Annotated in this window: 22 protein-coding genes; 13 read left to right on the forward strand and 9 right to left on the reverse strand. The window is 62.5% G+C overall.

Annotation, left to right across the window (positions count from 1 at the left end; all coding sequences use genetic code 11):
• Positions 1 to 20: 20 nt before the first annotated feature.
• The gene (locus DEM27_RS04040; protein ID WP_109456860.1) at positions 21 to 1,265 is read right to left on the reverse strand and encodes an MFS transporter; all 1,245 of its coding nucleotides are present in this window, start codon (positions 1,263 to 1,265) and stop codon (positions 21 to 23) included.
• A gap of 229 nt (positions 1,266 to 1,494) precedes the next feature.
• On the opposite strand from DEM27_RS04040, the gene aspS reads away from it, so the two are divergent.
• A complete protein-coding gene (aspS, locus tag DEM27_RS04045; protein ID WP_109456861.1) occupies positions 1,495 to 3,285 on the forward strand; it encodes an aspartate--tRNA ligase in 1,791 nt (596 codons plus the stop codon).
• A 167-nt stretch (positions 3,286 to 3,452) separates the two neighbouring features.
• Here aspS and DEM27_RS04050 read toward each other — a convergent pair whose 3' ends face one another.
• A complete protein-coding gene (locus tag DEM27_RS04050) occupies positions 3,453 to 4,649 on the reverse strand; it encodes a hypothetical protein (protein WP_109456862.1) in 1,197 nt (398 codons plus the stop codon).
• 334 nt (positions 4,650 to 4,983) lie between these two features.
• On the opposite strand from DEM27_RS04050, the gene parC reads away from it, so the two are divergent.
• Positions 4,984 to 7,236 carry a DNA topoisomerase IV subunit A gene (gene parC / locus DEM27_RS04055; RefSeq protein WP_109456863.1) on the forward strand — a complete coding sequence of 751 codons (2,253 nt, stop codon included), beginning with the start codon at positions 4,984 to 4,986 and terminating at the stop codon, positions 7,234 to 7,236.
• Positions 7,237 to 7,257: 21 nt separating this feature from the next.
• Here the strand turns inward: parC and DEM27_RS04060 are convergent, their stop codons facing one another.
• The 6 genes from DEM27_RS04060 to hemB form a co-directional block, all read right to left on the reverse strand.
• A complete protein-coding gene (locus tag DEM27_RS04060) occupies positions 7,258 to 7,650 on the reverse strand; it encodes a type II toxin-antitoxin system death-on-curing family toxin (protein ID WP_109456864.1) in 393 nt (130 codons plus the stop codon).
• Complete coding sequence (locus DEM27_RS04065; protein ID WP_109456949.1) at positions 7,651 to 7,872, reverse strand: AbrB/MazE/SpoVT family DNA-binding domain-containing protein; 222 nt, start codon at positions 7,870 to 7,872, stop codon at positions 7,651 to 7,653. It lies immediately after the preceding gene.
• Between the two features lie 66 nt (positions 7,873 to 7,938).
• Positions 7,939 to 8,832, reverse strand: a complete 894-nt coding sequence (locus tag DEM27_RS04070; protein ID WP_109456865.1) for a DMT family transporter — start codon at positions 8,830 to 8,832, stop codon at positions 7,939 to 7,941.
• Between the two features lie 2 nt (positions 8,833 to 8,834).
• Positions 8,835 to 9,608 (reverse strand): arginyltransferase, encoded by a 774-nt coding sequence (locus tag DEM27_RS04075; RefSeq protein WP_109456866.1) that lies wholly within the window; start codon positions 9,606 to 9,608, stop codon positions 8,835 to 8,837.
• Between the two features lie 256 nt (positions 9,609 to 9,864).
• Entirely contained in the window at positions 9,865 to 10,326 is a 462-nt protein-coding gene (locus DEM27_RS04080) for an RDD family protein (protein ID WP_109456867.1), read from the reverse strand.
• Positions 10,327 to 10,397: 71 nt separating this feature from the next.
• On the reverse strand, positions 10,398 to 11,414 hold the full coding sequence (gene hemB, locus DEM27_RS04085) for a porphobilinogen synthase (RefSeq protein WP_109456868.1): 1,017 nt from the start codon (positions 11,412 to 11,414) through the stop codon (positions 10,398 to 10,400).
• 130 nt (positions 11,415 to 11,544) lie between these two features.
• Here hemB and DEM27_RS04090 point away from each other — a divergent pair, with 130 nt between their 5' ends.
• From DEM27_RS04090 to DEM27_RS04120, 7 genes are all read left to right on the forward strand, one after another.
• Positions 11,545 to 11,985: a DUF6163 family protein gene (locus tag DEM27_RS04090; RefSeq protein ID WP_109456950.1), complete on the forward strand. Its 441-nt coding sequence runs from the start codon at positions 11,545 to 11,547 to the stop codon at positions 11,983 to 11,985.
• Between the two features lie 127 nt (positions 11,986 to 12,112).
• Positions 12,113 to 12,628 (forward strand): transcriptional regulator LdtR, encoded by a 516-nt coding sequence (ldtR, locus tag DEM27_RS04095; RefSeq protein ID WP_109456869.1) that lies wholly within the window; start codon positions 12,113 to 12,115, stop codon positions 12,626 to 12,628.
• A 272-nt stretch (positions 12,629 to 12,900) separates the two neighbouring features.
• Positions 12,901 to 14,235 carry a L,D-transpeptidase family protein gene (locus DEM27_RS04100; protein WP_109456951.1) on the forward strand — a complete coding sequence of 445 codons (1,335 nt, stop codon included), beginning with the start codon at positions 12,901 to 12,903 and terminating at the stop codon, positions 14,233 to 14,235.
• A 171-nt stretch (positions 14,236 to 14,406) separates the two neighbouring features.
• A complete protein-coding gene (gene glyA / locus DEM27_RS04105; protein WP_109456870.1) occupies positions 14,407 to 15,699 on the forward strand; it encodes a serine hydroxymethyltransferase in 1,293 nt (430 codons plus the stop codon).
• A gap of 4 nt (positions 15,700 to 15,703) precedes the next feature.
• Complete coding sequence (gene nrdR, locus DEM27_RS04110; RefSeq protein ID WP_109456871.1) at positions 15,704 to 16,183, forward strand: transcriptional regulator NrdR; 480 nt, start codon at positions 15,704 to 15,706, stop codon at positions 16,181 to 16,183.
• 4 nt (positions 16,184 to 16,187) lie between these two features.
• A complete protein-coding gene (gene ribD / locus DEM27_RS04115; protein ID WP_109456872.1) occupies positions 16,188 to 17,297 on the forward strand; it encodes a bifunctional diaminohydroxyphosphoribosylaminopyrimidine deaminase/5-amino-6-(5-phosphoribosylamino)uracil reductase RibD in 1,110 nt (369 codons plus the stop codon).
• Positions 17,297 to 17,914: a riboflavin synthase gene (locus tag DEM27_RS04120; RefSeq protein WP_109456873.1), complete on the forward strand. Its 618-nt coding sequence runs from the start codon at positions 17,297 to 17,299 to the stop codon at positions 17,912 to 17,914. The genes ribD and DEM27_RS04120 overlap by 1 nt, the downstream gene beginning before the upstream one ends.
• 19 nt (positions 17,915 to 17,933) lie before the next feature.
• Here DEM27_RS04120 and DEM27_RS04125 read toward each other — a convergent pair whose 3' ends face one another.
• Positions 17,934 to 18,464, reverse strand: a complete 531-nt coding sequence (locus DEM27_RS04125; protein WP_109456874.1) for a GNAT family N-acetyltransferase — start codon at positions 18,462 to 18,464, stop codon at positions 17,934 to 17,936.
• A gap of 190 nt (positions 18,465 to 18,654) precedes the next feature.
• On the opposite strand from DEM27_RS04125, the gene ribH reads away from it, so the two are divergent.
• The 4 genes from ribH to DEM27_RS04145 all read left to right on the forward strand — a co-directional run bounded on the left by ribH (position 18,655) and on the right by DEM27_RS04145 (position 23,278).
• On the forward strand, positions 18,655 to 19,113 hold the full coding sequence (gene ribH, locus DEM27_RS04130; RefSeq protein WP_109456875.1) for a 6,7-dimethyl-8-ribityllumazine synthase: 459 nt from the start codon (positions 18,655 to 18,657) through the stop codon (positions 19,111 to 19,113).
• The gene (gene nusB / locus DEM27_RS04135; RefSeq protein ID WP_109456876.1) at positions 19,110 to 19,598 is read left to right on the forward strand and encodes a transcription antitermination factor NusB; all 489 of its coding nucleotides are present in this window, start codon (positions 19,110 to 19,112) and stop codon (positions 19,596 to 19,598) included. Before ribH ends, nusB begins: the two co-directional genes overlap by 4 nt.
• 103 nt (positions 19,599 to 19,701) lie before the next feature.
• The gene (locus DEM27_RS04140; protein WP_109456877.1) at positions 19,702 to 20,934 is read left to right on the forward strand and encodes an MFS transporter; all 1,233 of its coding nucleotides are present in this window, start codon (positions 19,702 to 19,704) and stop codon (positions 20,932 to 20,934) included.
• Positions 20,935 to 21,142: 208 nt separating this feature from the next.
• Complete coding sequence (locus tag DEM27_RS04145; protein WP_109456878.1) at positions 21,143 to 23,278, forward strand: sodium-translocating pyrophosphatase; 2,136 nt, start codon at positions 21,143 to 21,145, stop codon at positions 23,276 to 23,278.
• The last annotated feature ends 182 nt before the right edge of the window (positions 23,279 to 23,460 follow it).

Here is a 23,460-nt window from a genome sequence, read left to right on the forward strand (position 1 = left end):
ACCCGGCATCTTGCCGCAGCCTATTTGTTTTCCGGCTTGTCTTCGGAGGGCGGGGTCGCCAGCTTGTTGAAGAAGGTGGAGGTGCGCAGGAGATTGCGGAAGCTCATCGTGCGCTTTTCCGCGGGAACGCCTTCGCGCACCGTCATGCGTTGCACGGTGTATGCGAGGAACAGCGCCAGCACGGCAGCCATGTAGATGAACAGCGCATGCGGGCCGAAAATATCCAGCATGAAGGAGGCGAAGAGCGGGCCGATGACGGCGCCGATCGACCAGAAGAACAGGGTGCCGGCGGAAACGAGCGCATGTTGCCCTTCCTTGGCATGGTCGTTGGCATGCGCCGAACAGAGCGAATAGAGCGGCATGGCGAAGGCGCCGAAGAAGAAGATGCCGGCATAGTTCAACAAGGTGCTGTCGCCGGCGACGAAGGCGATGAAGACACCGGCGGCCAGCGAGCCCAGCGTCGCGACGAGGATGATCTTGCGCCGGTCGAGCTTGTCGGAATAGTGCCCAAGCGGATATTGCAGCACCACGCCGGCGAAGATGCCGACGCTCATGAAGGTGGCGATGGCGGCGATCGACATGCCGATGCCCTGGGCATAGACCGGCCCGAGCGAGCGGAACACCGAATTGGTGAGCCCGACGACGATGCAGCCGACCGTCGCCAGCGGCGAGATCTGCCAGAGAGTCTTGACATTGAAGCGCACCGCATCCGGCGGTTCGGGGCTGCTGCGGTCGGCGAACGAGATTGGCACCAGCGACAGCGTCAGCGCCATGGAGATGATGGCGAACAGCTGGAAGCCGTCGATGCCGACGGTCGGGATAAGATATTGCGCCAGCGTCACCGAGCCGAGGTCGACGAAACGGTAGACGGACAGCGTGCGCGCCCGCGTCGCATTGGTGACGCGGGCGTTGAGCCAGCTTTCGACGGTGGCGAAAAGCCCGGCGAAACAGATGCCCTGGATCAGCCGCATCAGGAACCAGAAGAACGGGTCGATGAGCAGGACCATGGAGATCGACGCAGCCGAGGCGATTGCCGCGAGCGCCGAAAATGCCCGGATATGGCCGATCGAGCGGATGACGCGGGTGATGTAGACGCAGCCGATTGCGAAGCCGAGATTGTAGCCGGTGCCGACCAGGCCGATGACCGAGGGCGAGAAGCCTTCCTGCAATGCCCGGAGCGAGATGAACGTGCCCTGCAGGCCGTTGCCGCCGATCAGGATCCCCGCCGTGACGAGAAGGGGAATCAGGGGGCGAATCTGGTTCATGAAACTGGCCTGCTATGCGGGGGAGGCATCGAGGGGCGGAGGGCGGAAAAGATGCTTCCTTATTAGCCAAGCTTGCCGCATAAAGACAGCTTAAAACGTGCCCCTCCGGGGTCGAGCCTTGACAAATCGGAGCGCACGTGCGCTTTTCCGCCCGATTTTCCATCGGCAGCTGGATAGGCCGCATCCGCGCCTTCGCCGCCGGCCCCAAGAAGTCCAGGATACAAGTACGATGCATCGTTACCGCAGCCACACCTGTGCCGCCCTCCGCAAGTCGGATGTCGGCTCGACCGTCCGCCTGTCCGGCTGGGTTCACCGCGTCCGCGACCACGGCGGCGTTCTCTTCATCGACCTGCGCGACCATTATGGCATCACCCAGGTCGTCGCCGATCCGGACAGCCCGGCCTTCAAGGCGGCGGAAACCGTGCGCGGCGAATGGGTCATCCGCATCGACGGCCTCGTCAAGGCGCGCTCGGAAGACACCGTCAACAAGACGATGGCGACCGGCGAGATCGAGCTTTACGCCCAGGACATCGAAGTCCTCTCGGCCGCGAAGGAACTGCCGCTGCCGGTCTTCGGCGAGCCGGATTATCCGGAAGACGTGCGCCTGAAGTACCGCTTCCTCGACCTGCGTCGCGAAACGCTGCACAAGAACATCGTCAAGCGCACGCAGATCATCTCCGCCATGCGCTCGGGCATGGCCGATGCCGGCTTTGCCGAATATTCGACCCCGATCCTGACGGCATCCTCGCCGGAAGGCGCCCGCGACTTCCTCGTGCCGTCGCGTATCCACCAGGGCAAGTTCTTCGCGCTGCCGCAGGCGCCGCAGCAGTACAAGCAGCTGCTGATGGTTGCCGGTTTCGACCGCTATTTCCAGATCGCGCCGTGCTTCCGCGACGAAGACCCGCGCGCCGACCGCCTGCCGGGCGAATTCTACCAGCTCGACGTCGAGATGAGCTTCGTCACCCAGGAAGACGTCTGGAACACGATGGAGCCGATGATGACGGCCGTGTTCGAAAAATTCGCCGACGGCAAGCCGGTCACCAAGGAATGGCCGCGCATTCCCTACGACGTTGCGATCCGCAAGTACGGCTCCGACAAGCCGGACCTGCGCAACCCGATCGTCATGGAAGACACCACCAGGCACTTCGCCGAATCCGGCTTCAAGGTCTTCGCGAACATGATCGCCTCGAACCCGAAGGTCGAGATCTGGGCTATCCCGGCCAAGACCGGCGGCTCCCGCGCCTTCTGCGACCGGATGAACGCCTGGGCGCAGAGCCAGGGCCAGCCGGGCCTCGGCTACATCTTCTGGAAGGAAGAAGACGGCAAGATCGGCGGCTCCGGCCCGCTCGCCAAGAACATCGGCGAAGAGCGCACCGAGGCGATCCGCCAGCAGCTCGGCCTGGACGCAGGTGATGCCTGCTTCTTCGTCGCCGGCGAGCCGTCCAAGTTTTACAAGTTCGCAGGCGAAGCCCGCACCCGCGCCGGCGAGGAGTTGAACCTCGTCGACCGCGACCGCTACGACATGTGCTGGATCGTCGACTTCCCGTTCTACGAATGGAGCGAGGAAGAGAAGAAGCTTGATTTCGCCCACAACCCCTTCTCGATGCCGCAGGGTGGCCTGGAAGCGCTGGAAAGCCAGGAGCCGCTGTCGCTCAAGGCCTATCAGTATGACGCGGTCTGCAACGGCTTCGAAATCGCCTCGGGCTCGATCCGTAACCAGTCGCCGGAACTGATGGTCAAGGCCTTCGAAAAGGTCGGCCTCAGCCAGCAGGACGTGGAAGACCGCTTCGGCGGCATGTACCGTGCCTTCCAGTACGGTGCGCCTCCGCACGGCGGCTGCGCCTTCGGCATCGACCGCGTCGTCATGCTGCTCGTCGGCGCGAAGAACCTGCGCGAAATCTCGCTCTTCCCGATGAACCAGCAGGCCCAGGACCTGCTGATGAATGCGCCTTCCGAAGCGACGCCGACGCAGCTGCGCGAACTGGCGCTGCGCGTGATCCCGCCGCAGAAGAAAGACTGAAACGCCGAAACTTTGTCGTTTTCAACGGCCGGGTGGTGACACCCGGCCGTTTGCGTTGATGCTCCCCTGGTGAACAACCCTCCGTCTCCGGCACTTTAGCGGCAAGAGCGCCAGACAAGACGAGCCCGGCTTTGGCCGGGCTCGCTTGTTGTCCACCTCGGAGAGGCTTACATTTCGTCGTTGGCCGAAACGGTGACGCCGAGCAGGGTCGGAATGCTGTTCGGAGCACCCATGGCGGCGCCGAGGATCTGCGGGAACGGAACCGATTTTTCGGGAGCTGCCGCGATCGTCAGGCTCTTCGGATCGTCGAGATAGGTGTTGACGGCTTCGCTGATCGAGTTCTGCAACTCGGGAATGTTCAGCTGGCCGATCATGATCGGAACCATGGCCTTCAGCGACTGGGCCATCTGCTCACCGGTCACGCCCTGCTGCGAGCCGGCATAGTCCAGCAGGCGCTTGGTGATCGAGGCGTCCTCGAAGGAAACCGAGGCGCTGTTGAAGCTGAGCTGCTGCATCAGGCCCATCATCGCCATGCCGGCTGCGGCCTGCGCTTCTTCCTTGTTCGGGTTGGTTTCCATCGCCTTCATCTGGTCCTGCAGGGACTTGATGAGTTCGAGCGTGTAGCCCGAAATGCTGAACGCCAGGGACAGGTTGCCGATGTCCTTGAAGTCGAAGCTGTAATTGGTGACTTCCAGCGTGCCGGTCTTGAGGTCCCAGCCGCCGGCCATGTTGATTTCGCCCTGCAGCGACGTCAGGCCGATCTTCTGCAGCACATCCTTCGCCTGCGGGTCCTCGACCTTTGTGAGGTCGCCCTTCAGGCCGGCGGCGGTCGCTTCGAAATCGAAGCCGGCATCGCCGTCACGCTTGGTGAGCGAGAAGTCGGTGCTGGCAAGCGAGAAGAGTTCCGAGCCTGCCTTGGTGACGCTTACCGGGCCGATATGGCCTTCTTCATACATCATCATCGAATCGATCGTGCCCTTGGTGGCATCGGCGGGAATCGTGATGTTGCTGAGCGAGATATCGGAAGCGGTGACGGTCACGCCTTCATTGGTGACATTGACGTTGCCGAAGGTCGCCTTCTCGATCGTGTAGCCGCCGGCATCTTCTTCGACGCCTGTCAGGACGATGTCGCCGATCGGCGCGCCTTCGCCGGCAGCCTCAGGGCTTGGAACGCGAACCTTGACGCCCGTCAGCGTGACGTTGGAGCCGTCGACATTGATCGAAGCCGGGTTGAGCGTGGTGCCCTGCAGGCCGGCGTTGATCTTTGCGACGAGGTCGTTGCCGTCGAGGGCGAAGGCGGAGCCGCTCAACGTCAGGAAGGTCGCTGCGGTCAAGGCGTAGCGGAAAGTGCGGAGATGTCTCATAACGTGTCCTTTTGTGAAAATTTGACCGAGGAGCCAGCCAGTCAAGCCTATAAACGTTTGTGGTCGTTGTTATATTCGGTCGATGTTCGAGCACCGGACGATGCGGCGAACTGTTCTTGGGGCGAGTACCGGAGCACAATGTAAGGCACATTGTGACGGCGGAAAGGGAGATGCCACAAAACTGTTTCGCGGCGATGTTTCCTACGTAACCATCGGTTAAAAGCTGCTTTAAGCTGTGGGTTTTCGGCACCGGCCACGCCTGTGCAGTGCACTATCCACAGGCGCATGCCCCGGATTCCTTGCCGGGAATCGGCTTGTCGTCTAGTCAAGTCGTATGGGTAAGGATATTTTGCCACCATCGGATGGCGACGACAACATCGTACCGGTCGACCTGAAGGCGGCGCTCGAGGAGCGTTATCTCGCCTACGCGCTGTCGACCATCATGCATCGCGCCTTGCCGGACGTCCGCGACGGGCTGAAGCCGGTGCATCGCCGCATCGTCTACGCGATGAGCGAAATGGGCCTGAGGCCGAACTCCGCCTTCCGCAAATGCGCCAAGATCGTCGGCGAAGTGATGGGTAACTACCATCCGCACGGCGACCAGGCGATCTACGATGCGCTGGCGCGCCTGGCGCAGGACTTTTCGCTGCGTTATCCGCTGGTCAACGGCCAGGGCAATTTCGGCAATATCGACGGCGATAGCCCGGCGGCGATGCGCTACACCGAATCGAAGATGACGGCGGTCGCCGAACTCTTGCTCGAAGGCATCGACCAGGACGCGGTGGATTTCCGCGACACCTACGACGAATCGAATTCCGAGCCGGTGGTGCTACCGGGCGCTTTTCCGAACCTTCTGGCAAACGGCGCCTCCGGTATCGCCGTCGGCATGGCGACGTCCATCCCGCCGCACAATGCCCATGAACTTTGCGATGCGGCGCTGCACCTGATCAAGCATCCGGATGCCAGCGTCGAAAAGCTGGTCGAATTCATTCCCGGCCCCGACCTGCCGACCGGCGGCATCATCATCGACAGCCACGCCAGCATCGTCGAGGCCTACAAGACCGGCCGCGGCGGTTTTCGCGTGCGCGCCAAGTGGCAGACGGAAGATCTCGGACGTGGCGGTTACCAGATCGTCGTCACCGAAATTCCGTTCCAGGTGCAGAAATCGCGGCTGATCGAGAAAATCGCTGAACTGCTGATCGCCCGCAAGCTGCCGCTGCTGGAAGACATCCGCGATGAATCGGCCGAAGACATCCGCGTCGTGCTGGTGCCGAAGAACCGCACCGTCGATGCGACGCTGCTGATGGAATCGCTGTTCCGCCTGACGGAGCTGGAAAGCCGCCTGCCGCTCAACATGAACGTGCTCTCGATGGGGCGCGTGCCGAAGGTGATGGGCCTTGGCGAGGTGCTGACCGAATGGCTGCAGCACCGCAAGGAGGTGCTCGTCCGCCGTTCGCGTTTCCGCCTGGCCGCCATCGACCGGCGCCTGGAAATTTTGGGCGGCTTCCTGATCGCCTACCTCAATATCGACGAGGTGATCCGCATCATCCGCGAGGAGGATGAGCCGAAGCCGGTGATGATCGACCGCTTCAATCTCACCGACAACCAGGTTGAGGCGATCCTCAACATGCGGCTGCGCTCCTTGCGCAAGCTGGAAGAATTCGAGATCCGCACCGAATTCGACAATCTGACCAAGGAAAAGGCTGAGATCGAAGCCTTGCTCGCGTCCGACGACAAGCAGTGGCAGACGGTCAGCTGGGAAATCGGCGAGGTCAAGAAAAAGTATGCCAAGGCGACAGAACTCGGCCGCCGCCGCACCCAGTTCGCCGACGCGCCGGATGCCGACGTCGAGGCGATCCAGCAGGCGATGATCGAGAAGGAACCGGTGACCGTCGTCGTCTCGGAAAAGGGCTGGATCCGGGCGCTGAAGGGGCACATTTCCGATACGTCGTCGCTGACCTTCAAGGAGGGCGACGGCCTCAAGGTGGCGTTCCCGGCACAGACCACTGACAAGATCCTGCTGGTGACCACCGGTGGCAAGGCCTATACGCTCGGCGCCGACAAGCTGCCGGGCGGGCGTGGCCATGGCGAACCGTTGCGTATCATGGTCGACATGGAAAACGATCAGGACGTGCTGACGGCCTTCGTGCACGACCCGAACCGCAAGCTGATCCTCGCCTCCACCTCCGGCAACGGCTTCATCGTCGCCGAGAGCGAAATGATCGCCAACACCCGCAAGGGCAAGCAGATCATGAATGTCAGCATGCCCGACGAGGCGAAGCTGGTGGTGACCGTTTTGGGCGACCATGTCGCCGTCGTCGGCGAAAACCGCAAGATGCTGGTCTTCCCGCTGGTGCAGCTTCCGGAGATGGTGCGCGGCAAGGGCGTGCGCCTGCAGCGCTACAAGGACGGCGGCATTTCCGATATCCGCTGCTTTACGATCGCCGACGGCCTGACCTGGGAAGACAGCGCCGGCCGCACGTTTACGAAGAACAAGGATGAACTGGTCGAATGGCTCGCCGAACGCGCCTCCGCCGGCCGCACCGTGCCGAAGGGTTTTCCGCGCAGCGGGAAGTTCTTGGGGTAGGCTTTGGGAAGCGAAGCCTACCTATTGCGGTGAATAGGGAACGGAGACATCCCTCAGGAACCGTGCGGCTCCTTCCTCATCGATATCCCCGGCGGCCACGGCGAGAACGAAGGTATAGAGATTTGCCTCTGTCGTTTCGATCTCAAAGCCGTTTTCCATGAGGAAAACGGCGGCGGCCACGATGGCAATGCGTTTGTTGCCGTCGATGAAGGCATGGTTCTTGGCCAGGCCGTAAAGATAGGCTGCCGCGAGTTCGATGATATCGTCGCAGCCGTAGGCGGCCTTGTTGATCGGCTGCGCCAGCGCCGATTCCAGTATCCCCTCGTCACGTAGGCCAAAAGCGCCGCCGAAACGTTCGATCTGCATCTGGTGCAAGCGTTCGACGACGATGCGACTGAGAAAAACCGGTGCCATTTATTCTGCCAGCTTCTTGAGTGCAACCTTGTATTTTTCCATGAAGTACTCCGCCGCCTGAAGTTGGCGGTTGAAGTCCTCTTCGACGGGCCGCAGGTGGAGACCATCGTCCTTCGCCGTCAGGTCAAGCGTGTCCCCCGCCTTCAACCCAAGCCGGTCGAGGATTTCTTTCGGAATGATCACGCCTTCGGAATTGCCGATCTTGCGGATGGTGACGTTCATGGCCGGCTCCTTCATGTTATAACATGAATTATAACATCAGTCCGCGATGCGGGCAATCGTGGTCCTTCAATGGGAGAGGGGCGTCGCCAGCGACCGCGAGCGGCTGCGCATCTGCCACAGGGAGTAGCCGACCAGCGCGCCGATGAGGATGGCGCCGCCGGCGAGGCTTTGCAGCGCGGGCACTTCGGAAAAGATCATCCACACCCAGATGGGAGCGAGGATCGTTTCCAGCAGGTAGAACATGCCGACTTCCGAGGCGGAAAGATAACGCGGCCCGGTCGCCAGGCACCAGAATGCCAAAGGCAGCATGATGCCGCCGTCCAGCATCACCCAGAAGGGGTTGGCGACATGATAACCCGCCGGTACCACCATCAGCAGGGCGATGGCGGCGGGAATGACGGTGGCGATCAGCGGCACGAAACCCATCTCGCGTTGCGTTGCGCGGCCGATGGTGATGGCGCCGCCGATCAGCAGCGCGGTCAGCGCCGACAGGAGGTCACCCAGCCAGTGGCCGGCGGACAACCCGTTCTCGACGATGAGGCCGACGCCGACGATCATGATCGCCATCGTCACCAGCGTCGAAACGCCCGGCCGTTCGCCGAGGAAAAGCCAGGAAAGCAGGGCGGCGAACATCGGCGTGAAGGCGACGATGAACACGACGTTGGCGGTGGTGGTGTTGAACACCGCGCCGAGGAAGGCCATCGAGGAGAGGCCGTAGAGCAGGGCGGCAAATGCCGCGGCCCAGCCGGGAACGAGCGGCGGGCGGGAAGACGTGAAACGGCGCACGAGGAACCACAGGATAAAGGTGGCGGCCACCGTCGTCAGGCTGCGCAGCGCCGTCACCGACCAGACGTCGCCGTCTCCCAGCCGCACCAGCGGCACGTCGAGCGACAGCGCCAGTCCGCCGATGGTGGTCAGGACAAGGCCTTTGGTGTGGCTCGAAAGTGTCGGGAAAAGCATGGTCAATCGTTCTGTATGTCGCCATCGGCGGGCGTAAAGCGTTCCCAGCCACGGGCCATCAGGTGTTCCTGCGGCAGGAAGCGGGTCTTGTAATCCATCTTCCGCGAACCGCGGACCCAATAGCCGAGATAGACATGCGGAAGGCCGAGCTGTTTCGTCCGGCGGATATGGTCGAGGATCATCAGCGTGCCGAGCGACCGCTTCTCCATGTCGGGATTGAAATAGGAATAGACCATCGAAAGCCCGTCGCTCATCATGTCGGTGAGGGCTGCGGCGATCAGTTCCCCGCGCGGGTTGCGGCGCAGGCCGGCCCCTTCCTCGCGGATCCGGTATTCGATGATGCGGGTATTGACGTGGGTATCCTCGACCATGATCGCATAATCGAGCGCCGACATGTCGGACATGCCGCCGCGCTGGTGGCGATGATCGAGATAGTGGCGGAAGAGCGAATATTGCTCGGTCGACGGCTGCGCCGGATACTCCGTCGAGATGATGTCCTCGTTGGCGGCCATCACCCGCCGCATCGAGCGCGTCGGTTCGAATTCATCGGCAATGATGCGCACGGAAATGCAGGAGCGGCAGCCTTCGCAGGCGGGGCGGTAGGCGATGTTCTGAGACCGGCGGAAACCACCCTGGGTGAGCAGGTCGTTCATCTCCGGCGCCCGCGACCCGACGAGGTGCGTGAAGACCTTGCGCTCCATCTCGTTGGGCAAATAGGGACAGGCAGCAGGAGCCGTCAGATAGAACTGCGGTGAAGGTGCGGCCTGTGTATTCATTGCGGCGGAGTTCAATCCCTTTTCACGTCGAGCGTGATCCTACCATGGCGTAAGATTAAAAAACGTCAACCTTACGCCGTCGCGATGGCCATATCGGGACGGAAAACTGCGCCTTGCGCCTCATATTTCAGCCTATCTCCTTGAGAAAGGATCGAATTTCGGGCGCAAACGAATGTTTGAGCGCAGGTGATCCATTACCTTTACTGGCGAATCACCTGCCTATAGAGCGAGGCTCGGCAGCCGCCAAGCCCCTTTTTCAGAATCCCGTACGGATGACGGCGGTGCCGAGCAGCAGGTCGTGGACGAGACGGCTGCGCTCGATGAACAGACCGGCGAGCAGGATCAGCGGCGTCAGCACCGAGTTGAGGATCCAGAACAGCACGAGATGGATGATTGCCGTCAGGAAATCGATCGGCTGGCCGTCGAGCCTGACCATGGCGAGGCCCACGGCGCGCATGCCGGGCGAAGCCTGCGCCCGCCCGCCCACCGTCAGGCCGAAATACAGGCCGGCAACGATGAAGAACAGCAGCGGATACAGATAGAAGCCGAGGCCGAGGGTAAAAACGCCGATGAAAAATACCAGCACTGCCGCCGGGATACACAGCAGCAACACCAGCGCATAGTCGATAATGAAGGCCATCACGCGCCGCGACAGCACGCCGCTATAGGCGCGCCAGTCGTCCGGTGCTGCGGAAAGCGGGTTGGGATTGATGCTCATCGTCGTGCTCCGTTGGTCCTTCACCCTATGTGGGGTGCGGCTCGCCGAAAACAATGTCCGTCCACCGGACGTCAGGGGCGCCCGGCCAATATTTTCGCGGCTTCGACGGCGAAATAACTGAGGATGCCGTCGCAGCCGGCACGCTTGAAACAGAGCAGCGTCTCCATCATCACCCGCTCGCCGTCGATCCAGCCGTTCATCGCCGCCGCCTTGATCTGGGTATATTCGCCGGAGACCTGATAGGCGAAGGTCGGCAATCCGTATGCCTCCTTCAGCCGCCAACAGATGTCGAGATAGGCAAGGCCCGGCTTGACCATCAGCATGTCGGCACCTTCCTCCACGTCGAGCGCCGCGTCGCGCATCGCTTCCGTGCCGTTGGCGGGGCTGATGTAGTAGCTGTTCTTGTCGCCCTTCAGCAGCCCGTCCGTACAGATCGCCTCGCGATACGGGCCGTAGAAGCCGGAGGAGAACTTCGTCGCATAAGACATGATGCCGACATTCTGGTGACCGGCGGCATCGAGCCCCCGGCGGATCGCGCCGATACGGCCGTCCATCATTTCCGACGGCGAGATGATGTCGGCGCCGGCATCGGCCTGCATGACGGCGACGCGCACCACCTGCTCGACCGTCTCGTCGTTGACGATTTCGTCGCCGCGCAGGATGCCGTCATGGCCGTGGCTGGTGAAGGGATCGAGTGCCGCGTCGGTGATGATGCCGATGCCGGGAACGGCCTTCTTGATCGCCGCCGTCGCCTGGTTGATCAGGTTGTCGGCGGCCAGGCTGTGGGAGCCGGTCTCGTCGCGCAGGGTCATCTCGATGTTCGGGAAAGTGGCGATCGCCGGAATGCCGAGGTCGGCCGCTTCCTTCACGGCCTCCACGGCCTTGTCGATGCTCAGGCGGTTGACGCCCGGCATCGCCGGGATCGGATCGACGATGCCGCTGCCGGGAACGAGGAAGATCGGCCAGATGAGGTCGTCCACCGTCAGGCGGTTTTCCTGCACCATGCGCCGCGTCCAGTCGGCCTTGCGGTTGCGGCGCATGCGGCGATGGCCGGTGATCTCGTCGACCAGATGGGTCTTGTCCTGCATGATCGTCCTCGTCTTTCTTGCGATCGGATGCGCCAGCCTATAACGCACCTCATCCGTTCTATACAGATGATCGCCGCGCAACCCAACATCCTGGTGGTGACAAATGGCCGCGCCGACGTATGCTGCCGCCATGAACCGTGATTCCCAGACAGTGCCGCGCCGCACGCTGACACAGCTGCTTTTCGTGATCTTCCTCCGGCTGATCGCGCTGTCCTGTTTCTGGTTCGGCCTGCAATACTGGGCGATGCTGGTCGGCTATTCGCTGGGCGGGCAGGGGCGCTTCGATCTTCTCAATCTTCCCTGGAAGGTCGCGGCGTCGGCGCTGGCCGTGATCTTCCCGGTCGCGGCACTCGGGTTGTGGCTGACGGTGTCCTGGGGGCCGGTGATCTGGATGGCGGCCGCCGGCAGCCAGTTGCTGATGTTCCTGGCCTGGCCGGAGATCTTCGGCCGCAACATCATCGTGCCGATCCTGCACTGCATCGTCATCTTCCTCTACGCGGCCTTCCGCATCGCGCTTTGGCTGCAGCGCCGGCAGGAAGAGCAGCGCCTGGTAGGAGTTGATTTACCCTGAGACAGGGTCGTCAAATAGTAAGGCCCTGTTAAGGCTGCGTTTTAAGTAGAATTTTAGGCGTATTCGATAGGGTGTCTCACAAGGCGGGAAAAACAAACACCGCCAAACAAAACAGTGAGGCAGTCCAATGAATACCAAAATGAAACCGCAAGTCGCGGCACCCGTTGCCGATCCGCAGGAAGATGCGATCCGTTCCCTCTACATGGAATCGCTGCATCTCGTCGAACGCCTGCACCGTCGCCTTCTCGATGTCATCAAGGACGAATTCGACCGGCAGGGACGCGATGACGTCAATGCCGTTCAGGCGCTTCTCCTTTTCAACATCGGCAATTCCGAACTCACGGCCGGCGAGTTGCGCTCGCGCGGTTATTACCTCGGTTCCAACGTATCCTACAATGTGAAAAAACTCGTTGATCTCGGCTTCATCAACCATCAGCGCTCGCGCATCGACCGCCGTTCGGTTCGAATCAGCCTGACGGATGCCGGCCAGGAGATCGCCGAAACCGTCGCCAAGCTCTACGATCGCCACATCGGCTCGATCCAGAAGGTCGGCGGCATCGGCAACGACGAATTCACCCAGATGAACAAGCTGCTGCAGCGGCTGGACCGCTTCTGGAACGATACCATCATGTATCGTCTCTAATTCTTGCAGGGCGGGGATTACCGAAAACCGGGGGCGGCGACGCCTCCGGTTTAACCGTGTCCGCGAACACGCCGGCGTGATAGCGCTGTGGGTGACACGAATTGGCCATATTGATATGTGAGCCGCTTCAATGGAATACGGCGCTGTCTTTACGCCGGCAATCACCACAGGAGAACGGTCGATCTGCAGCGGCGGCGAGCCGGTGGCCGTTTGTTAACCATGGCAATGATAAGGCTGGATTTATTGCCTTTGCGAGGACGATGGTAGGGATGATGTCGAAAAAATCCGAACTTGCAGCTTTTTCACGCCGGGCCTTTCTCCGTTCGGCGGCAACGGCTGGCGCTGCGGCGCTTGCGGCTCCGGTGTTCGCGCAGTCGGCTGTCGATGACCTGATCAACGCTCCGCGCCGCGGCAACTGGGACGACCAGTTCGATGCCAAGGCATCGCGTTCGGCGACCGCGGTCGTCTCCAACAACCCGATCCTTGGCAGTGGCGCGGTACCGAATGCCCAGCAGGCGATCTACGACTATCAGTCGATCGTTTCCAACGGTGGCTGGCCGCAGGTCAATGTCGGCAGCACGAAGCTCCAGCTCGGCGTTTCGGATTCAGGCGTCCAGTCGCTGCGCCAGCGCCTGATGGTTTCCGGAGACCTGTCGCGTACAGCGGGGATTTCGAATGCTTTCGATTCCTACGTCGACGGCGCCGTGAAGCGTTTCCAGGCGCGGCATGGCCTGCCGGCCGACGGCGTCATCGGCGAATATACGCTGAAGGCGCTGAATGTGCCGGCAACAACGCGCCTGTCGCAGCTCAACACCAATCTGATCCGCCTGCAGACGATGTCGGGCGATCTCGGCCGCCGTTACGTCATGGTCAATATTCCTGCAGCCTATATCGAGGCGGTGCAGGATAGCCGTGTCGCCCTGCGCCACACAGCCGTCGTCGGCCGCGCCAGCCGCCCGACGCATATCCTCAATTCGAAGATCTACGAGGTTATTCTCAACCCCTACTGGACCGCGCCGCGCTCGATCGTCGAAAAGGACATCGTGCCGCTGATGCGCAAGGACCCGACCTACCTGACTCGCAACAACATCCGTCTGTTCGACGGGCAGGGCACGGAAGTCGCACCGGAAAGCGTCGATTGGAACGCCGCCAAGGCACCGAACCTGATGTTCCGCCAGGATCCGGGCAAGATCAACGCCATGGCCTCGACGAAGATCAACTTCCACAACCCGAACAACGAGTACATGCACGACACGCCGCAGCAGGGCCTGTTCAACAAGCTGATGCGGTTCGAATCCTCCGGTTGCGTGCGCGTGCAGAACGTCCGCGACCTGATCAGCTGGATCCTGCAGGAAACGCCCGGCTGGCCGCGCCAGCAGATCGAGAAGGTGATCAACGCCCGCGTCAACACGCCGATCAAGCTTGCGGTCGAGCTGCCGGTCTACTTCGTCTACATTACGGCATGGTCGGCAAGCGACCGCGTCGTGCAGTTCCGTGACGACATCTACGGCATGGACGGCGCCGAAGAACTGGCGCTGCAGACCACCGCCGGCATGGAGCAGCCCTCCGGCTCCTTCTCGCCGGACGAGGACGTGCTGCCGCAATAAGCATCGTTTCATACATGCATGCGAGGCCGGGCCGGTTTTCCGCCCGGCCTTTTGCGTTTATCTGCGGCTCACCGTAGTTTGCGCAGCAAATGTCGCTAGTCGTATTGCTCTCGAAGCGGCATCCCGCTAAGACGCCAAGCGCGCCATTCCAGTTCAGGGAGCCCTCCGAAAATGACGAACACCGAAGCCTTCTTCACCCGTCCGCTTGCCGAATCCGATCCGGATATTTTCGGTGCGATCGAGAAGGAACTCGGCCGCCAGCGCCACGAGATCGAGCTTATCGCCTCGGAAAACATCGTGTCGCGCGCCGTGCTCGAAGCGCAGGGCTCGATCATGACCAACAAATATGCCGAGGGTTATCCGGGCAAGCGTTATTATGGTGGTTGCCAGTTCGTCGATATCGCCGAAGAACTCGCGATCGAGCGCGCCAAGAAGCTGTTCGGCGTCGGCTTCGCCAACGTCCAGCCGAACTCCGGTTCGCAGATGAACCAGGCGGTGTTCCTGGCGCTGCTGCAGCCGGGCGATACCTTCATGGGCCTCGACCTGAACTCGGGCGGTCACCTGACGCACGGCTCGCCGGTCAACATGTCGGGCAAATGGTTCAACGTCGTGTCCTACGGCGTGCGTGAAGGCGACAACCTGCTCGACATGGACGAAGTCGCCCGCAAGGCCGAAGAACACAAGCCGAAGCTGATCATCGCCGGCGGCACCGCCTATTCGCGCATCTGGGACTGGAAGCGCTTCCGCGAGATCGCCGACTCGGTCGGCGCCTACCTGATGGTCGACATGGCCCACATCGCCGGCCTCGTCGCCGGTGGCCAGCATCCGTCGCCGTTCCCGCATTGCCACGTCGCCACGACGACGACCCACAAGTCGCTGCGCGGCCCGCGCGGTGGCATGATCCTCACCAACGAAGAGGATTTGGCGAAGAAGTTCAATTCGGCCGTGTTCCCCGGCCTGCAGGGCGGCCCGCTGATGCACGTCATCGCGGCCAAGGCGGTGGCGCTCGGTGAGGCGCTGCAGCCGTCCTTCAAGGATTATGCAGCCCAGATCGTCAAGAACGCCAAGGCGCTCTCCGAAACGCTGGTCGCCGGCGGCGTCGACGTCGTCTCGGGCGGCACCGACAACCACCTGATGCTCGTCGACCTGCGCAAGAAGAATGCCACGGGCAAGCGCGCCGAGGCGGCTCTCGGCCGCGCCTACATCACCTGCAACAAGAACGGCATCCCCTTCGACCCGGAAAAGCCCTTCGTCACCTCGGGTGTCCGTCTCGGCACGCCGGCCGGCACGACACGCGGTTTCAAGGAAGCCGAGTTCAAGGAAATCGGCAACCTGATCATCGAGGTGCTCGATGGTCTGAAGGTCGCCAACTCCGACGAGGGCAATGCAAGCGTCGAAGCCGCCGTACGTGAAAAGGTCGTCAAGCTGACCGACCGTTTCCCGATGTACGGCTACATGGCCTGATCCCATGCGTTGCCCCTACTGCGGTTCGGAAGATACCCAGGTCAAGGATAGCCGCCCGGCGGAGGATGGAACTTCCATCCGACGCCGGCGCATCTGTCCGGATTGCGGTGGGCGCTTTACCACCTTCGAACGGGTGCAGCTGCGCGAGCTGACGGTGGTCAAGAAGACCGGCCGCAAGCAGCCGTTCGATCGCAACAAGCTGGTACGGTCGTTCCAGATCGCGCTGCGCAAGCGGCCCGTCGATGCCGACCGCATCGAAAGGGCCGTCTCCGGCATCGCCCGGCGGCTGGAAAGCTCGGGCGAAACCGACATCACCTCCGAAGAGATCGGCCTGCAGGTGCTGGAAGCGCTGAAGAGTCTCGACGACGTCGCCTTCGTGCGTTACGCCTCGGTCTATCGCGATTTTTCGCATGCCGAGGATTTCGAGAAGGTGATCAACGAGATCAACGCCAAGATCGGCCGCGATTCCGGCGCGGACGCCTGATCCGATGCAGGGCGGGGCGGACGACCGGCGGTTCATGGCGGCAGCCATCCGCCTGTCGCGCTGGAACACCGGCAACACTTCCACCAATCCCTCCGTCGGCTGCCTCGTCGTCAAGGACCGCGTCATCGTCGGCCGCGGCGTCACCGCCGTCGGCGGCCGGCCGCATGCCGAGCCGCAGGCGCTGGCAGAGGCCGGGGAACAGGCGAGGGGAGCGACGGCCTATGTCACCCTCGAACCCTGTTCGCACCACGGCAAGACGCCGCCCTGCGCCGAGGCGCTGATCGCTTATGGCGTCGCCCGTGTCGTCATCGCCGTGACCGATCCGGATACCCGCGTCTCCGGCCGTGGTGTCGAGATGTTGCGGGCGGCGGGCATCGTCGTCGATACCGGCGTTATGGAGGCCGAAAGCCGGCAGGCGCTTGCCGCTTATCTGACACGTCAGACGAAGAAGCGGCCCTATGTGATTCTCAAGCTTGCGGTTTCCGCCGACGGCAGGATCGGCCACCTCGGTTCGGGGCAGGTGGCGATCACCGGCCCGACCTCGCGGGCGCAGGTTCACGCCTTGCGGGCGGAGATGGATGCCATCCTCGTCGGCGCCGGTACGGCCATCGCCGACGATCCGGAACTGACCTGCCGGCTGCCCGGCCTGGAACAGTATTCGCCGAACCGCATCGTCTTCGATCGCCGGCTGGAGTTGCCGGTTGCGAGCAAGCTTGTCCGCACCGCCCGTCAGGTGCCGGTGATCGCCGTCGCCGGCGAGCCTCCGTCGCTTGACGACGATCCCGACGAGGCTTTTCAGGCGCGGCGCGATGCGCTGGTCGCGGCGGGCGTCGAGGTGCTGCAATGCGATCCCGACCGCATCGACGAACTGCTCCCGGCGCTTGCCACGCGCGGCATTTCCTCGCTGATGGTCGAAGGTGGCGCGCGGGTTGCCCGCGCTTTCCTCGATGCCGGCCTGGTCGATCGCATCCTGCTCTACCAGGGGCCGGGCGAAATCGGCGCGGGCGGTATTGAATCGCCGCTGTCGGCCACCGATATGCCATCGGATTTTCTCCACACTCGCACCTTCCTTTATGGCGGCGACCGCTGCGACGAATACGAAAGAGAATTTTGATGTTTACCGGAATTGTCACCGATATCGGCACGATCGACAGCGTTTCGCAGCTGAAGGAAGGTATCAAGCTGCGCGTGGCGACCCATTACGATCCTGCTACCATCGACATGGGCGCCTCGATTTCCCATTCCGGCATCTGCCTCACCGTCACCGGCCTGCCGGCGGATGGCGAGAACGGCCGCTGGTTCGAAGTAGAGGCCTGGGAAGAGGCGCTGCGACTGACCACGGTCGGCAGCTGGAAAGCGGGCAGCCACATCAATCTCGAGCGCTCGCTGAAAATCGGCGACGAACTCGGCGGCCACATCGTCTCCGGCCATATCGACGGAAAGGCGGAAATTCTCTCGGTTACCTCTGAGGGGGATGCGACACGCTTCCGCCTCCGCGCGCCGGAGCATCTGGCGCGGTTCGTGGCGCCCAAGGGGTCGGTCGCACTCGACGGTACCTCGCTGACGGTCAATGCGGTCGGGGGCACGGATTTCGACGTGCTGCTGATCCGCCATACGCTCGAAGTCACCACCTGGGGCGAGCGCAAGGCCGGCGATTTCGTCAATTTCGAAGTCGACACCATGGCCCGCTATGCGGCACGGCTGGCGGAATTCCCGGTCAATCGCGGCTGAGTTGGCGGCGTTGCCAGCTTCAACCGGCTGATCGGCTGCGTTCCATCAGAATGGTTTCGCCGTGGTAGTCGGTGCGGGCCGTCTCGCGAAAACCCATCTTGCCGGCGACCCGGATCGAGGCCGCATTCTCCGGGCTGATGATGCAGGTCATGCACTTTTCCGGGAAATTCTCCTCGGCCCACGCCAGCAGGGTCTGCAGTAGCTCCGTTGCATATCCCTTGCCGTGCCAGTCCGGCATCAGCGCCCAGCCGGTTTCCAGGGTTCCCTCGATGGAGGGCGTCATGTCGCGGTGCAGGTCATGGAAACCGGCCTCGCCGATAAAGCGGCCGGTCGCCTTTTCCTCGACGGCGAAGAAGCCGAAACCCATGTGGTGCCACATGCCGGCGATGCGCATCAGCCGCCCCCAGACCTGCTCGCGGCTCATCGGCGAGCCGGTGATGTAACGAACGACGTCGGCATCGCTCCAAAGTGCCCTGTAGGCCTCGAAATCGTCGAGGCGATGGCCGCGCAGCAGCAGGCGTTCGGTTTCCAGCGTTGGAATTGTCGTCATGGTTTTCCTGTTCATCCGCGGCTGATTCCTCTGCTTCTTTGCAGAGGGTAGCATGGCCTTGTGGACCGTGCCTGCCGTTGTGACATTCGAAATCGGCGACCTGCGCCGAAAATGCTTGCAAAGCGCTATGCGCCGTGGTTTGACCCGCCCATGTCGGGCGCGTGGCGCCCCCCGCACAATCAGGTGACGCATGTCCAGCTCAAACCCCCATCTTCTGATCGTCGAAGCCCGTTTTTATGGCGACATGGCCGACGCCCTGCTCGAAGGCGCGAAATTCGCGCTGGACGAAGCCGGTGCGACCTATGACATCGTCACGGTTCCCGGCGCCCTCGAAATTCCGCCGGCAATCGCCATGGCGCTCGACGCCGCCGACGACGGCGGCACGATTTACGACGGTTTCATCGCGCTTGGCATGATCATCCGCGGCGAGACCTATCATTTCGACATCGTCGCCAACGAGTCGGCCCGCGCCCTGATGGATCTCGCCGTCAGCGAGTCCCTGGCGATCGGCAACGGCATTCAGACCGTCGAGAATGCCGACCAGGCCTGGGCGCGCGTGCGCCGTTCGGAAAAGGACAATGGCGGGTTTGCCGCACGCGCGGCGCTGACCATGGTCGCGCTGCGGCAGAAGTTTGGTGGCGAGCAATGAGCAAGCAGGAGCCCGGACAGCCGGTAAAGCCCGCCAACCAGCGCGGCGCAGCCCGTCTTGCTGCGGTGCAGGCGCTTTACCAGATGGATATCGGCGGCGCCGGCGTCCTCGAAGTGGTGGCGGAATACGAAGCCCATCGCCTCGGCCAGGAAGTGGACGGCGAAACCTATCTGAAGGCCGATGCCGGCTGGTTCCGCTCGATCGTTGCCGGCGTCGTGCGCGACCAGACGAAGCTCGATCCGCTGATCGGCTCGGCGCTGCAGGACGACTGGGCGTTGTCGCGGATGGACAGCACCGTGCGCGCCATCCTGCGTGCCGGCGTCTTCGAGATCATCGAACGCAAGGACGTTCCGGTCGCAGTGATCGTCACCGAATATATGGAAATCGCCCAGGCGTTTTTCTCCGAAGACGAGCCCAAGCTCGTCAACGCCGTTCTCGACCGTATCGCCAAGCAGATACGCGGCGACCAGAAGAAGAAGGACTGAGGGCAACCCACGCCCTCGTTTCCCATCTCAAGCCGAGGCGTGTGGACGGCGAAGGATCGCCGCCCCCGTCCACCATGACGTGACGCGGGAAGGAAACGCCGCCATGACGATCGAGACTGAGGTCGCCGCAGATCCGAAGCGGCAGCTATCTTCCGCCAAACGCAACGTTTTCATTCTCACCGCCGCCCAGGCGGTGCTGGGCGGCGCACCGCCGGTCAGCTTTGCCGTCGGCGGCCTGGTGGGATACCAGCTGCTCGGCGAGGACAAGTCTCTCGCCACCGCCCCCTTGACCGGCTTCAACATCGGCGTTGCCGCCGGTGCCGTGCTCATTGCGCTTCTGTCGCAGCGTCTTGGCCGGAAGACGAGCTTCATGATGGGCTCGATGGTCGGCGCGCTTGGTGCCGCCATGGCGGCCATTTCCCTGTTCCGCTCGGATTTCTGGATGTTTGCCGTTAGCCTGGCGCTGATCGGCATCTCGGCCGGTTTTGCCCAAAAGATCCGGTTTGCCGCCGCCGATGCCTCACCGGGGTTCTACAAGCCGCGGGCGATCTCGTGGATCCTCGCCGGCGGCATCGTCTCCGCGGTGCTCGGGCCGCAGCTGGCGATCTGGGCCAAGGACATCTTCAGCCCGGTAATGTTTGCCGGCTCGTTCATGGCATTGATCCCGCTCTGCCTCGTTGCGCTCTGCATCTTCGCCTTCCTGAAGCTGCCCGACCAGAAAACTTCCGCTGCGGCCGCAACGGTGCCGACACGGCCGCTGTCCGAAATCGTCATGACGCAGCGATTCGCGACCGGCATGGTCTGCGGCATCTCCACCTATGCGCTGATGACCTTCATGATGACCGGCGCGCCGCTGGCCATGGTCATCGGCTGCGGCTTTTCTTCCGATCTCGCCACGCTCGGCATCCAGTGGCACGTGCTGGCCATGTACGCGCCGAGCTTCTTCACCGGCATGCTCATCTCGCGCTTCGGCAGCGAAAAGGTCGTCGCCGCCGGCCTGGTGATTCTCATGGGTTGCGCCCTCGTCGCCCATGCCGGCATCGAACTCTGGAATTTCTGGGGCGCGCTGATCCTGCTCGGCATCGGCTGGAATTTCGGCTTCATCGGCTCGACGGCCATCGTCGCATCGAGCTACCGCCCAGAAGAGGCCGACAAGGTGCAGGGCTTTCACGACATCATCCTGTTCGGCACAGTGGCGCTGTCATCCTTCGCATCCGGCAAGGTTTTCTCGGCTTTCGGATGGTCGGTGATGAACCTCGTCATCTGGCCGGTGACGATTTTCTGCCTGCTGCTGGTGGCACTGCTTCTGCGGTCGCGTTCCCGCGCAAGTCGCTGATTTCCTGCCGCGACATGTCATAGTTTAATGCCGTGTCGCCGACCTTCCTTTCCTTATGCACAGCGCAAGAAGCCAGGGCTTGACGCCACGGCATCCTGCACGCAATCTCGCCTCCACGTGGGGACCGGCCATGAAGAGGAGCGTGGGGTCTGCCTGCGAGGCTGCCGGGAGGGAGTGAGCCCGGCGTAATGGGAGAGGACAAAGCGAAATGACCATTTTATTTGGCGTTATCGCATGCGGTTTGCTTTCGGTGGTTTATGCCATCTGGGCAACCCAGTCGGTGCTTGCCGCCGACCAGGGCAACAGCCGCATGCAAGAGATTGCCGGCTACATACGCGAAGGGGCTCAGGCCTATCTTACACGCCAGTATAAGACGATTGCGATTGTTGGTATCGTTGTATTCATAGCGACGTGGCTGCTGCTTTCGGGCGCTGCCGCGATTGGTTTCCTGATCGGCGCCGTTCTTTCCGGCGCCGCAGGCTTTATCGGCATGCACGTGTCCGTGCGCGCCAACGTGCGCACCGCCCAGGCCGCCTCGCACAGCCTTTCCGCAGGCCTCGACATCGCCTTCAAGTCCGGCGCCATCACCGGCCTTCTGGTCGCCGGCCTCGCCCTTCTCGGCGTCTCGATCTACTTTTACATCCTGACCGGCCTTCTCGGCCATGCCAGCGGCTCGCGCGAAGTCATCGACGCCCTGGTCGCTCTCGGCTTCGGCGCCTCGCTGATCTCGATCTTCGCCCGTCTCGGCGGCGGCATCTTCACCAAGGGTGCTGACGTCGGCGGCGACCTCGTCGGCAAGGTCGAGGCCGGCATTCCCGAAGACGATCCGCGCAACCCGGCCACCATCGCCGACAACGTCGGCGACAACGTCGGCGATTGCGCCGGCATGGCCGCCGATCTGTTCGAAACCTATGCGGTTTCGGTCGTCGCCACCATGGTGCTCGCCGCCATCTTCTTCGCCGGCGCGCCGGTGCTCGATTCGGCGATGATCTATCCGCTCGTCATCTGCGGCGCCTGCATCATCACCTCGATCGTCGGCACCTTCTTCGTCAAGCTCGGCGCCAACGGCTCGATCATGGGCGCGCTCTACAAGGGCCTGATCGTCACCGGCGTGCTGTCGATCGCCGGCCTTGCGGTGGCGACACAGCTCAGCATCGGCTGGGGTTCGATCGGCACCGTCGCCGGCAAAGATATCACCGGCACCAACCTGTTCTTCTGCGGCCTTGTCGGCCTCGTGGTGACGGCGTTGATCGTGGTGATCACCGAATATTACACCGGCACCAACAAGCGTCCGGTGAATTCTATTGCCCAGGCATCGGTGACCGGCCACGGCACCAACGTCATCCAGGGCCTTGCCGTGTCGCTGGAATCGACGGCGCTGCCGGCGATCGTCATCGTCGGCGGCATCATCGCCACCTACCAGCTCGGCGGCCTGTTCGGCACCGGCATCGCCGTCACCGCCATGCTCGGCATCGCCGGCATGATCGTGGCGCTCGATGCCTTCGGCCCGGTCACCGACAATGCCGGCGGCATCGCCGAAATGTCGCACCTGCCGCCGGAAGTGCGCAAGTCAACCGACGCGCTCGACGCCGTCGGCAACACCACCAAGGCCGTCACCAAGGGTTACGCGATCGGCTCCGCCGGCCTCGGCGCCCTCGTGCTCTTCGCGGCCTATGCCAACGACCTGCAGTATTTCGCATCGAACGGCGACAAGTATCCGTACTTCGCCGATGTCGGTACGATCTCCTTTGACCTCTCGAACCCGTATGTCGTCGCCGGCCTGCTGTTCGGCGGCCTGGTGCCCTACCTCTTCGGTGGCATCGCCATGACGGCCGTCGGCCGCGCGGCGAGCTCCATCGTCGAGGAAGTCCGCCGGCAGTTCCGCGAAAAGCCCGGCATCATGCAGGGCACCGAGCGGCCGGATTACGGCAAGGCCGTCGACCTGCTCACCAAGGCGGCGATCAAGGAAATGATCATTCCGTCGCTTCTGCCGGTCCTGGCGCCGATCATCGTCTACTTCGGCGTGCTGATCATCTCCGGTTCCAAGGCCTCTGCCTTCGCGGCGCTGGGCGCCTCGCTGCTCGGCGTCATCATCAACGGCCTGTTCGTGGCAATCTCCATGACGTCGGGCGGTGGTGCATGGGACAACGCCAAGAAGAGCTTCGAGGACGGCTTCGTCGACAAGGACGGCGTTCGTCACCTCAAGGGTTCCGAGGCGCACAAGGCTTCGGTGACCGGCGATACCGTTGGCGATCCCTACAAGGATACGGCTGGCCCCGCCGTCAACCCGGCGATCAAGATCACCAACATCGTGGCGCTGCTGCTGCTCGCCGTCCTGGCCTGATCGACAGCGTTTGTTGACAAAGAAAAACCCCGCGGGATTGTCCATCCCGCGGGGTCAGACTACTGACAAACCCGTCGATTTTTATCGGCGGGTTTGTCGTTTTTGGGGATGCTCGCAGGAGAGGTGTTTATGCCTGTAGTATTGCGTTATGATAGGCAGGCCAAGGAGTTCATCCCCAAGCT

This window comes from Rhizobium album, assembly GCF_003122325.1.
GTDB classification, from domain to species: Bacteria; Pseudomonadota; Alphaproteobacteria; order Rhizobiales; family Rhizobiaceae; genus Metarhizobium; species Metarhizobium album.

Excerpts from the sequence above, each read along its gene's own strand:
- DEM27_RS04040 (WP_109456860.1), bottom strand. The coding sequence starts at position 1,265 with ATGAACCAGATTCGCCCCCTGATTCCCCTTCTCGTCACGGCGGGGATC.
- aspS (WP_109456861.1), top strand. The coding sequence starts at position 1,495 with ATGCATCGTTACCGCAGCCACACCTGTGCCGCCCTCCGCAAGTCGGAT.
- DEM27_RS04050 (WP_109456862.1), bottom strand. The coding sequence starts at position 4,649 with ATGAGACATCTCCGCACTTTCCGCTACGCCTTGACCGCAGCGACCTTC.
- parC (WP_109456863.1), top strand. The coding sequence starts at position 4,984 with ATGGGTAAGGATATTTTGCCACCATCGGATGGCGACGACAACATCGTA.
- DEM27_RS04060 (WP_109456864.1), bottom strand. The coding sequence starts at position 7,650 with ATGGCACCGGTTTTTCTCAGTCGCATCGTCGTCGAACGCTTGCACCAG.
- DEM27_RS04065 (WP_109456949.1), bottom strand. The coding sequence starts at position 7,872 with ATGAACGTCACCATCCGCAAGATCGGCAATTCCGAAGGCGTGATCATT.
- DEM27_RS04070 (WP_109456865.1), bottom strand. The coding sequence starts at position 8,832 with ATGCTTTTCCCGACACTTTCGAGCCACACCAAAGGCCTTGTCCTGACC.
- DEM27_RS04075 (WP_109456866.1), bottom strand. The coding sequence starts at position 9,608 with ATGAATACACAGGCCGCACCTTCACCGCAGTTCTATCTGACGGCTCCT.
- DEM27_RS04080 (WP_109456867.1), bottom strand. The coding sequence starts at position 10,326 with ATGAGCATCAATCCCAACCCGCTTTCCGCAGCACCGGACGACTGGCGC.
- hemB (WP_109456868.1), bottom strand. The coding sequence starts at position 11,414 with ATGCAGGACAAGACCCATCTGGTCGACGAGATCACCGGCCATCGCCGC.
- DEM27_RS04090 (WP_109456950.1), top strand. The coding sequence starts at position 11,545 with ATGAACCGTGATTCCCAGACAGTGCCGCGCCGCACGCTGACACAGCTG.
- ldtR (WP_109456869.1), top strand. The coding sequence starts at position 12,113 with ATGAATACCAAAATGAAACCGCAAGTCGCGGCACCCGTTGCCGATCCG.
- DEM27_RS04100 (WP_109456951.1), top strand. The coding sequence starts at position 12,901 with ATGTCGAAAAAATCCGAACTTGCAGCTTTTTCACGCCGGGCCTTTCTC.
- glyA (WP_109456870.1), top strand. The coding sequence starts at position 14,407 with ATGACGAACACCGAAGCCTTCTTCACCCGTCCGCTTGCCGAATCCGAT.
- nrdR (WP_109456871.1), top strand. The coding sequence starts at position 15,704 with ATGCGTTGCCCCTACTGCGGTTCGGAAGATACCCAGGTCAAGGATAGC.
- ribD (WP_109456872.1), top strand. The coding sequence starts at position 16,188 with ATGCAGGGCGGGGCGGACGACCGGCGGTTCATGGCGGCAGCCATCCGC.
- DEM27_RS04120 (WP_109456873.1), top strand. The coding sequence starts at position 17,297 with ATGTTTACCGGAATTGTCACCGATATCGGCACGATCGACAGCGTTTCG.
- DEM27_RS04125 (WP_109456874.1), bottom strand. The coding sequence starts at position 18,464 with ATGACGACAATTCCAACGCTGGAAACCGAACGCCTGCTGCTGCGCGGC.
- ribH (WP_109456875.1), top strand. The coding sequence starts at position 18,655 with ATGTCCAGCTCAAACCCCCATCTTCTGATCGTCGAAGCCCGTTTTTAT.
- nusB (WP_109456876.1), top strand. The coding sequence starts at position 19,110 with ATGAGCAAGCAGGAGCCCGGACAGCCGGTAAAGCCCGCCAACCAGCGC.
- DEM27_RS04140 (WP_109456877.1), top strand. The coding sequence starts at position 19,702 with ATGACGATCGAGACTGAGGTCGCCGCAGATCCGAAGCGGCAGCTATCT.
- DEM27_RS04145 (WP_109456878.1), top strand. The coding sequence starts at position 21,143 with ATGACCATTTTATTTGGCGTTATCGCATGCGGTTTGCTTTCGGTGGTT.